The organism is Streptomyces sp. NPDC048172, assembly GCF_043202595.1.
Taxonomy (GTDB): domain Bacteria; phylum Actinomycetota; class Actinomycetes; order Streptomycetales; family Streptomycetaceae; genus Streptomyces.
The window spans coordinates 127,123-136,978 of record NZ_JBIDAT010000015.1 but is presented as its reverse complement, the minus strand read 5'-3'; the positions used below and the strand labels follow the sequence as shown (position 1 = coordinate 136,978).

Below are 9,856 nucleotides of genomic sequence, written 5' to 3'. Positions count from 1 at the left end.
AAACGCCCGGTCACATTCCGAACCCGGAAGCTAAGCCTTTCAGCGCCGATGGTACTGCATGCGGGAGCGTGTGGGAGAGTAGGACACCGCCGAACAATCTTTGAGGCCCTTGGCCTTCAGCGCACTCACGCTGAAGGCCAAGGGCTTTTTTGTTGTTCTTTCTGAAGAGCGCCCCGTGGGTGGCTGCGCGAGAATGAGTGCAGCACTCGAAGACAGGAGTCACGTCGATGTCCAGCAACTCTCCCGACGATCGCGATCGTCCCGAGCGTCGACCCCGGCAGTCGGGGCCCCGACGGAGTGACGACCGTTCCCGGGGTCCCCGTCGTGACGAAGGGGCGCGCGGAGGCCGTGGGGGATTTCGGCGTGACGACCGGCGCGATGACCGACGTGACGATCGGCCGCGTAGTGACCGGCCGCGTGGGGACGAGCGGTTCCGTCGGGATGACCGGCGTGATGACCGGCCCCGGCGTGATGAGCGTCCGCGGCGTGATGACCGGCGGGACGATCCGCGGGGCGAGCGGCCGCGCAGTGACCGGCCGCGTGGGGACGAGCGGCGTGACGACCGTCGGCGGGACGGGCGGGCGCCCGGGTACCGCGGGGACCGCGACCGTGATCGGGACCGGCGGGAGCGTGACGGAGAGCGGCGCGAGCGGGCGCCGTACCGGCGTGACGACAGGGACCGCGACCGGGACCGTGACCGTGACAGGCCGCGTCGCGATGACGACCGGGGCGGGCGGCGGCCGTACGGCCAGGGCGCCGGCGGCGGTCGCGGACGTGACGACCGGCGCGGTGACGACCGTCGGGACAATCGGCGTGGTGGCGGATTCCGGGACCGGGACAGGGACCGGGATCGTGACCGTCGCGGCGGTGGCGGGTCGTTCCGGCGTGACGACCGTGAGCGCGGTGGGCGTGAGCGGTCGCAGGACCGGGAGCCGTTGCGGCGGCTGCCGATCGACGAGGACATCACGGGCGACGAGCTCGACAAGGACGTCAAGCAGGAGCTGATGAGCCTGCCGAAGACGCTCGCCGAGGACGTCGCGAAGAACCTGGTGATGGTCGCGCGGCTGCTGGACGAGGAGCCGGAGCGGGCGTACGGGTACGCGAAGATCGCGCTGCGGCTGGCCTCGCGCGTGCCGTCCGTACGGGAGGCGGCGGGGTTCGCCGCGTACGGGGTGGAGAAGTACGGGGAGGCGCTGGCGGAGTTCCGGGCCGCGCGGCGGATGACCGGGCTTCAGCATCTGTGGCCGGTGATGGCCGACTGCGAGCGTGGCATGGGGCGGCCGGAGAAGGCCCTCGCGATGGCGGGCGAGCCCGAGGTGCAGAAGCTCGACAAGGCCGGCCAGGTCGAGATGCGGCTGGTCGCGGCCGGGGCGCGGCGGGACATGGGGCAGGCCGATGCCGCCGTCGTCACGCTGCAGAGCCCCGAGCTGGCGTCGAACTCGATGCAGCCCTGGACGGCGCGGCTGCGGTACGCGTACGCCGACGCGCTGCTGGCGGTCGGGCGTGAGGACGAGGCGCGGGAGTGGTTCGCGAAGGCGCTGGAGGCCGACCAGAACGGGCTGACCGACGCCTCGGACCGGCTCGCGGAGCTGGACGGCGTCGAGTTCATCGACGCGCTCGATGAGGACTCGGAGGACTCCGAGGACGTCGAGGGCGACGCCACGAGCTAGTCCGCGCGAGTGGAAAGGGCGGGTTCCCCCTCGGGGAGCCCGCCCTTTCTCTGTTCGTGTCGGGTCAGGGTCTGTGGGCTGCCAGGGGGTTGGTCAGGGTGCCCGTGAGCTGGAGGGCGCCTGCCGGGTCCTGGAGGTCGACCATCTCCTGGTTGTTGCGGAGCTGGAGCCTGTTGAGGCAGGAGAGGGCGAATTCCCCGGCGAACAGGTCGTAGCGTGCGAAGCGGTCGGACAGGTGGGGGGCTGACTTCTGGTAGTCCCGTACGCATTCCGCGACCGTTGCCCAGAAGGTGTCCTCGTCCAGGGTGTCCGACTCGGCGAGCGTAGGGGCGAGGAAGCGGAAGAAGCAGTCGAAGACGTCCGTGAAGAGGGAGAGGACCTTCATGTCCTCGGGGACGTCGGCGCGGATGCGTTCGACCTGAGGGGGGAGGGCGGTCTCCGCGTTCATGACCGCTATCTCCTCCGCGAGGTCCTTGAAGAACGCGCGGCGGGGGGTGCCGTGTGCGTCGAGGGCGAGGATGACGTTCTCGCCGTGCGGCATGAAGACCAGGTCGTAGGCGTAGAAGCAGTGGAGGAGCGGGGTGAGGTACGCGTTCAGGTAGCGGCGCAGCCACTCCTTCGGCTCCAGGCCCGAGCGGTCGATGAGGGCCGCCGCGAAGGAGTTGCCCTCCCGGTCGGTGTGCAGGAGCGAGGCCATCGTCGCCAGGCGCTCGCCCTCGGCCAGCTGCGGGACGGGGCTCTCGCGCCAGAGCGCCGCCAGCATCTTCAGGTACGGGGAGCCCTTCGGCGCCGCTGCCTCGTACGGGGCGGGGTGGTAGCCGACGGCGGCGCGTTCGCGGAGGATCCCGAGGCCGGTGCCGCGCAGGACCTCGTCGTTGGCGACGAGTTCGGCGAGCCAGTCGTTGATGGCCGGGGTCGCCTCCATGTAGGTGGCGGAGAGGCCGCGCAGGAAGCCCATGTTGAGGACGGAGAGCGCTGTTTTGACGTAGTGCTTGGACGGGTTGCTGGTGTTGAAGAAGGTACGGATGGACTGCTGGGCGAGGTATTCGTCGTCGCCGTGGCCGAGGCAGACCAGATGGCGCTGGGCGACCTCGGCGGCGAAGGTGACGGAGAGCTTGTTCCACCACTGCCAGGGGTGGACGGGGATGAGGACGTACTCCTCCATGTCCAGGCCCTGTTCCGCCATCGTGGCCGAGAAGCGGCGCAGGGTGGGGGCCGAGAGCTCGGAGAGGATGAGCTTGTCGTAGCCGAGGTCGGGGCTCGCGGTGAACGTCGCGCGGGAGCGGTGGGCCGCGACCCAGACCAGCCGTACGGGCGTCGCGGTCTCGGGGGCGTACGCGCGGTACTCGGCGATGTCGAAGCCGAGCCGTCCGTTGTTGGCGACGAAGCAGGGGTGGCCCTCGGTCATGCCGGTCTCGACGGACTGGAAGTCCGAGGCGGCCAGGGACGCGGCGCTGATGTGCGGGGCCGCGAGCTTGTACGCCGTGCCCGCGAGGGTGCTGCTGATCTCCTCCAGGTAGACGGGGAGGATCTCCTCGCTCAGGCCGAGGGAGCCGCGCAGCTCGGTGAGGAACGCGAGGGCGTCGAGCGGGAGGCGGGTGCCGTCGCGGTGGCGGGTGATGCTGCCGGCGGCGACCTGCCAGTGGTCCAGCGCGTAGCGGCGCGCGGTGAAGCGGTACGTGGTGGCGCCGTCGTCGCTGCGGACCGTGTAGTGGCCGGGTGCCCCGGCGACGGGCTCGGGGGTGAGCAGGCGCTCGTGGGTGAACTCCGCGAGGGCCTTGCGGATGAGCAGGCGGGTCGCGCGTTCCCAGCGTTCGGGGGTGAGGTGCGCGACGGCGTCCTGGGGGGTGAGGGGGCGTGGGCCTGTGGTCGTCATATGAGGCTCTTTCCGGCCGTGGTGGTCGCGGCCTGGAACTGCTCGCGGGTGCAGAAGCTGAGGAGGGCTTCCTTCTCGGGCTTGGTGAGGGTCGAGTCGACGCGGAAGCCGACGGCCTCGTTGAGGGCGTGCACGGCGGTGTTGCGGATGTCGGGCTCGACGACGACGCGGCGTACGGACGGGTCGTCGAAGAGCGCGGCCATGACGGTGGTGAGCACCGCGTGGGTGAAGCCGTGCACGGGGGTGTCCGTCGGGGCGCAGAGGAAGTGCATGCCGACGTCGCCCTCCTCGTGCGGATAGAGGCCGGGCAGCTCGACGTGGACCGGGTCGTAGCGCTCCATGAGGAAGGCGGGCTCGCCGTTGTGGAGGCCGAGGAAGGCGTCGTGGTGGGGGGAGGCGGCGATGCTCATGAACTCGCGTTCGACCTCGCAGAGCGAGGCGTTCTGGAGCAGGTAGAACGCCGATTTGGGGTGGGTGACCCAGGCGTGCAGCAGTTCGCAGTCGGTGAGCGGGTCTACGGGGCGCAGGGCGAGGGTGCCCAGTGCCTCGTGGACGCGGGTGAAGAAGGGCTCGGGCGGCGACGTCATGCGGCTGCCACCCCGAACTCCTGGAAGGCGATGGACCTCTCGACCGGGTAGACCTCGCGGCCGGTGAGCGCGCGGATGATGCAGGAGTTGCGGTAGGCGGCCATGCCGAGGTCGGGTGCTGCGAAGCCGTGGGTGTGGAGCTCGGCGTTCTGGACGTAGATCTCGTCGCCCGCGAGGTCGGTGCTGTAGTCGCGGCGTACGTCGAAGCGGCCGTGGTCGTCCCAGGCGATGCGGTCGGCGACCGGGTCGAGGAAGTCGGGGCGCCGGTGGCGGTAGCCGGTGGCGAGGACGAGGCCCTCGGTGGTGAGGGAGAAGTCCTGCTTCTGCTCCTCCTGGCGGAGGCCGAGGGTGTAGGTGCCGTCCGTCTCGTCGTACGTCGCGTCGGTGAGCGCCGTGTTGGTCATGAGGCGGGTGGGGCAGGGCGCGATGCGGCTCTTGGCGTAGAGCAGGTCGAAGATCGCGTCGATCAGCTCGGAGTTGATGCCCTTGTAGAGGTGCTTCTGCGAGGCGACGAGGCGGTCGCGGGTGTCCGGGGGGAGGGCGTGGAAGTAGTCGATGTACTCCGGGGACGTCATCTCCAGCGTCAGCTTGGTGTATTCGAGCGGGAAGAAGCGGGGGGAGCGGGTGACCCAGGTGAGGGTGTAGTCGGCGGTGTCGATGCCCTGGAGCAGGTCGTAGTAGATCTCCGCGGCGCTCTGGCCGCTGCCGACGAGGGTGATGCTGCGCTTCTCGCGGAGGGCCTCCCTGTGCTCCAGGTAGCGGGAGTTGTGGATCAGGTCGCCGCCGAGGCCGCGGCAGGTGTCCGGGACGTGGGGCGGGGTGCCGGTGCCGAGGACGAGCTTGCGGGCGCGGAACGTACGGCGTACGCCCGCGGCCTGGTCGTCGGCGTGCACGGTGTACAGGCCGGTGGCCTCGTCGTGGGTGACCTCGGTGACGCGGTGGGAGAAGCGGACGGTGCGGCCGAGCCTGTGGGCGGCCCAGCGGCAGTAGTCGCTGAACTCGGCGCGGAGCGGATAGAAGCTCTCGCGGATGTAGAACGCGTAGAGGCGGCCGGACTCCTTGAGGTAGTTGAGGAAGGAGTACGGGGAGGTCGGGTCGGCGAGCGTGACCAGGTCGGAGAGGAACGGGGTCTGGAGCGTGCTGTCCTCCAGCAGCATCCCCGGGTGCCAGGTGAAGTCCGGCTTGTCGTCGAGGAAGACGCCGTCGAGGCCGGGGACCGGCTCGGTGAGGCAGGCGAGACCCAGGTTGAACGGGCCGAGACCGATGGCGACGAAGTCGCGCACGGGCTCGTGCTCCGGCTCGGCGGGGGAGCCGTGGGGGGAACGGGGAGACATGGGGGGCTCCATGAAGGGGGTGGGGGCTCAGGCCGTACGGGCGGGGGCGAGGAAGCTCTCGGCGTGGCCCGCGAGGAGGTCGAGGACGGTGGCGATGTCGTCCAGCGTGGTCTCCGGGTTGAGCAGGGTGAACTTGAGGTGATGGCGGCCGTCGACGACCGTGCCCGCGACGACGGCGTCGCCGGAGGCGAACAGGGCCTCGCGGGCGTGCAGATTGGCTTTGTCGACAAGGGAGTCCGGGATTCCGGCGGCGCTCTCGGGGACGTAGCGGAAGACGAGGGTGGAGAGCTGGGGCTCGGTCACGACCTCGTAGCGGGGGTCGGCGTCGAGGAGCCGCCAGGCGTCGGCGGCGCGGTCGACGACCTCGTCGAAGAGCTCGCCCACGGTGTCGGCTCCCATCACGCGCAGCGTCAGCCAGAGCTTGAGCGCGTCGAAGCGGCGCGTGGTCTGGATCGACTTGTCGACCTGGTTGGGTATGCGCTCCTCGACGCTGCGCGCCGGGTTGAGATAGTCGGCGTGGTACGTGACGTGGCGGAGCGTGGAGCGGTCGCGGACGAGGACCGCGCTCGAACTGACGGGCTGGAAGAAGGACTTGTGGTAGTCCACCGTCACCGAGTCGGCCCGTTCGATGCCCGCCAGGAGGTGGCTCCGGCGCGGGGAGACCAGCAGTCCGCAGCCGTAGGCCGCGTCGACGTGCATCCAGACGCCCGCGGCCTCGCAGAGCGCGGCGACCTGGGGGAGCGGGTCGATGCTGCCGAAGTCGGTGGTGCCCGCCGTGGCGACGACGGCCATGACCACGAGGTCCTCCTCGGCGCAGCGCGCCAGCTCCTGTTCGAGCGCGGAGGCCCGCATCCGGCGGTCGCGGTCGCAGGGGACCGGGATCACCGCGTCGGGGCCGAGGCCGAGCAGGCGGGCGGCCTTCTCGACGCTGAAGTGCCCGCACTCGGAGGCGAGGACGCGCAGCCGGGGCAGGATGGCCGAGGTCGGCAGCGCGGTCTCGGAGTTCTTACGGACCAGGCGGCACGCCTCCTCGCGGGCGAGGAGCAGGGCCTGGAGGTTGGACTGGGTGCCGCCGCTGGTGAAGATGCCGTCGGCGGCCTTGCCGAGCCCGACGCGCCCGGCCGTCCAGTCGATCAGGCGGCGCTCGATGAGGGTGCCGCCCGCGCTCTGGTCCCAGGTGTCCAGCGAGGAGTTGACGGCCGCGAGGACGGCCTCGCCGAGCACGGCCGGGATGACGACCGGGCAGTTGAGGTGGGCGAGATAGCGGGGGTGGTGGAAGTAGACGGCGTCGCGGAGGTAGACGTCCTCCAGCTCGTCGAGGGCCGCTCCGGGGTCCTGGAGCGGCGCTTCCAGGTCGATGGAGGAGATGGCGGGGGCGAGCTCGGCGGGTGTGACGCCGGTGAACGGGCGCTCCGTACGGGCCAGTCGGTCGGCCACCCTCCCGACTCCGTCGGTGAGGGAGCGCCGGTAGTGCTCCGCCGTCCTGTCGTTGAGCAGGTGTGCCCTGCTGCTCATGGGTAAGGGTCCTCCCTGACGCGGGCATAGCAGGCTGACCACACGCGTGGCGTGGTTAGGTAAGGCTAGCCTAACTAGGTCTTGGGTCAGGGAGGACCCGGGGGAGGGGCTAACCGGAGGATGGTCCTCCGTGGTGACTCAGGCGGCGTCCGTGTCGACGGTGCGGAGCACCAGCCCGGTGGCCGGTTTCGGGCCGAACGAGGTCGACTTGCGCGGCATGGTGACGCCCTGCTCGGCCAGCGCCCGCACGGTGTCCTCCAGCACCGGACGCAGCAGGACGGCGACCCCGCCGTGGTGCGCGGCCTGCTCGACCGCCGCCTCGGTGTGGTGGATGTAGCCGATCTCGGAGGGGTGGTCGGGGATCTTCCAGACCTCGTCGAGCAGCGCGGAGTGCAGCACCGTCGCGTCCAGCCGTCTCCACGCCTCGGGCCGGTCCTCGGGGATCGTGAGGTCCAGCAGCCGGGAGGAGGGGCGGTCGAGCAGGTGGAAGGCCCCGTCGCCCTCGGTGATCAGGAACGCGTTCCCCGGCGTCCGTTCGAGCACCTCCATCGCGTGCGACAGCGGGCCCTCGACCGGGCGGACGCGGAAGCTGTCCGTCATCTCCAGCATCTCCAGCGCCTGCCGCAGCGTGAGCCGGGGCAGCACCCGGTGGATGGCGCGCACCTGGAGCGGATAGCGCGCGGTGTCGACCAGCAGGACCAGCCCGTAGTTCCACGGCGAGGAGACGCCCCGGACGTCCGCCGAGTGCTCGGCGCGCAGCCGCAGATACGTCGCCCAGCGGTGGTGCCCGTCGGCGATCAGCGCCCGCTGGTGCGACAGGTCGCCGTCGACCTCGGCCAGCTCGGCCGGGTCCGTGACCGCCCACAGGCGGTGCGAGAAACCGTCCTCCGTCGTCGTCTCCACGAGCGGCGCACGGCTCGTCGTACGCTCGATCACGGCGGTCGCTCCGGTGTCCGAGCCGCGGCTGCGGTAGGAGAGCAGCAGCGGCTCCGGATTAGCGGCGGTCTCGCGCATCAGAGCTGCGCGGTCCTCGACGACCTCAGCTATCACCTCCTCGTGGGGGAGGACGATGCCGTCCTCGGGAGGGGACAGGGACAGGGCGCCGATGAGGCCGCGCTGGAGCAGCTCCCCCTTGCGCTGCTCGTACACGTAGAGCGCGGGCTCGGGGTCGGGCGCGAGGACGCCGTCGGTCCGCCAGCGGCGCAGGGTCTCCGCGGCCTGGCGGTGCCGGGTGGCCGGGTCGGCGGCCTGGGGGAGGATCAGCCGGACGATGTTGTACGGATCGGCCGTCTCCAGGTGCCGCAGGCCGTCCGGCCGGACCACCACGTCGTACGGCGGGGAGGTCACGGCGGCGAGGCTGCTGACCCTCTCGGGTGCGTAGCGCAGCCCGCGGAAAGGGGTGAGTCTGAGGCCCTCAGCGGTCATCCGAGCATGCTATGCCCGCGCCCGCGTGGGCGTGGAGCGGGGCACGGGGGGCGCAGGGAGTCGGGGCAGGAGCATCCACGGATGAGGGAGGATCGAGGGCGTACGACAGACGCCTACGCCTCACGGCGCGAGGAGCGAACGGCCATGCGCAGTGCCTCCGGCACCCCCCTGACCCCCGGTGAGCTGGGCGGCGAAGCGCCGCCGCGCACCCGCACGGGCGCCGAGGCGCGCCCGCTCGCCGAGGCGTACGACACGGCGCTGCTGGACCTGGACGGGGTCGTGTACGCCGGGGGCGAGGCCGTGCCGCACGCGGTGGACGCGCTGGAGGACGCGCGGGAACGCGGACTGCGGCTGGCGTACGTGACCAACAACGCCGCGCGCACCCCGCGGACCGTCGCCGCCCATCTGACGGAGCTGGGCGTCCCCGCCGAGCCCGCGGAGGTCATCACATCCGCGCAGGCCGTCGCGCGGCTCATCGCCGAGGACGTGCCGCCGGGCGCCCCTGTGCTGGCCATCGGCGCGGAGGGGCTGCGGGTCGCGCTGGAGGAGCGCGGGCTGCGCGTCGTGGATTCCGCCGACGACGGTCCCGCGGCCGTCGTCCAGGGCTACGGCGGGCCCGGGATGCCGTGGGAACGGCTGATGGAGGCGGCGCTCGCGGTGCAGCGCGGAGTGCGCTGGTACGCGTCGAACACGGACCTCACGATCCCCAGCGCGCGCGGCATCGCGCCGGGGAACGGGGCCGCGGTCGAGGTCGTCCGCATCGCCACGCGCGCGATGCGGCCCGCGCCGGAGCCGCGGGTGGCGGGCAAGCCGCTGCCGCCGATGCACCGGGAGTCGATTCTGCGTACGGGGGCTCGGCGTCCGCTCGTCGTGGGGGACCGGCTGGACACGGACATCGAGGGGGCGTACGTGGGGGGCGTCGACTCGCTGCTCGTCCTGACCGGGGTCACGGACGCGGCCCAGCTCCTGGCCGCGCCGCCCGAGTGCCGTCCGACTTTTGTGGCCCAGGACTTGAGGGGCCTGCTGGTCCCTCACCCCGAGGTGACGGGGTCTCCCGCGGAGGGCTTCGTGTGTGAGGGCTGGCGCGCGGACGCCTCGGGGGACGGGCTCGAACTGGACGGCTCCGGCGACCCCTTGGACGGCCTCCGGGCCCTGTGCGCGGCGACGTGGAATGATCCCCGCACCCTTGATCCCGACAAGGCGCTCTCCAAGCTGGGCCTCTGACGGGAGGGCATCCCCTCCAGGCGCGCGGGCCTGCGCCCGCCACGACACATCGGGGCTTGCCCCTTCTCCCTCAGGGGCGCGGGGAACTGCGCGACAAGCCACGACGCGGCGGCAGCCCGCGATGCACGGCCCGGGGCACCCCGGGCGCGGCTCTTTTGCCGGGCCACCCGGCATGGTGGGCTGCGCTTGCCAACCCTGCGCCTTGCGCAGACTTCCCAAGCGCAG

Annotated in this window: 8 protein-coding genes and 1 rRNA gene; 4 read left to right on the top strand and 5 right to left on the bottom strand. The window is 71.6% G+C overall.

Translation table 11 applies throughout. The features are described from left to right. From rrf to ACGF3A_RS41985, 3 genes are all read left to right on the top strand, one after another. A 5S ribosomal RNA gene (rrf, locus tag ACGF3A_RS41995) occupies positions 1–95 on the top strand; the annotation flags it as partial. Between the two features lie 229 nt (positions 96–324). Continuing rightward, the gene (locus ACGF3A_RS41990; protein ID WP_393736228.1) at positions 325–1,005 is read left to right on the top strand and encodes a hypothetical protein; all 681 of its coding nucleotides are present in this window, start codon (positions 325–327) and stop codon (positions 1,003–1,005) included. Next, the gene (locus ACGF3A_RS41985) at positions 945–1,670 is read left to right on the top strand and encodes a hypothetical protein (protein ID WP_393736245.1); all 726 of its coding nucleotides are present in this window, start codon (positions 945–947) and stop codon (positions 1,668–1,670) included. The genes ACGF3A_RS41990 and ACGF3A_RS41985 overlap by 61 nt, the downstream gene beginning before the upstream one ends. A gap of 64 nt (positions 1,671–1,734) precedes the next feature. Here the strand turns inward: ACGF3A_RS41985 and ACGF3A_RS41980 are convergent, their stop codons facing one another. The 5 genes from ACGF3A_RS41980 to ACGF3A_RS41960 form a co-directional block, all read right to left on the bottom strand. Then, the gene (locus ACGF3A_RS41980) at positions 1,735–3,546 is read right to left on the bottom strand and encodes an IucA/IucC family protein (RefSeq protein ID WP_393736226.1); all 1,812 of its coding nucleotides are present in this window, start codon (positions 3,544–3,546) and stop codon (positions 1,735–1,737) included. Continuing rightward, on the bottom strand, positions 3,543–4,133 hold the full coding sequence (locus tag ACGF3A_RS41975; RefSeq protein ID WP_393736224.1) for a GNAT family N-acetyltransferase: 591 nt from the start codon (positions 4,131–4,133) through the stop codon (positions 3,543–3,545). The genes ACGF3A_RS41980 and ACGF3A_RS41975 overlap by 4 nt, the downstream gene beginning before the upstream one ends. Beyond that, complete coding sequence (locus ACGF3A_RS41970) at positions 4,130–5,467, bottom strand: lysine N(6)-hydroxylase/L-ornithine N(5)-oxygenase family protein (protein ID WP_393736222.1); 1,338 nt, start codon at positions 5,465–5,467, stop codon at positions 4,130–4,132. Before ACGF3A_RS41970 ends, ACGF3A_RS41975 begins: the two co-directional genes overlap by 4 nt. Positions 5,468–5,494: 27 nt before the next feature. Next, positions 5,495–6,982 carry a pyridoxal phosphate-dependent decarboxylase family protein gene (locus tag ACGF3A_RS41965; RefSeq protein ID WP_393736220.1) on the bottom strand — a complete coding sequence of 496 codons (1,488 nt, stop codon included), beginning with the start codon at positions 6,980–6,982 and terminating at the stop codon, positions 5,495–5,497. Between the two features lie 138 nt (positions 6,983–7,120). Next, positions 7,121–8,407 (bottom strand): DUF1015 family protein, encoded by a 1,287-nt coding sequence (locus ACGF3A_RS41960; protein WP_393736218.1) that lies wholly within the window; start codon positions 8,405–8,407, stop codon positions 7,121–7,123. A 144-nt stretch (positions 8,408–8,551) separates the two neighbouring features. On the opposite strand from ACGF3A_RS41960, the gene ACGF3A_RS41955 reads away from it, so the two are divergent. Beyond that, entirely contained in the window at positions 8,552–9,631 is a 1,080-nt protein-coding gene (locus ACGF3A_RS41955; protein WP_393736216.1) for an HAD hydrolase-like protein, read from the top strand. Positions 9,632–9,856 lie beyond the last annotated feature (225 nt).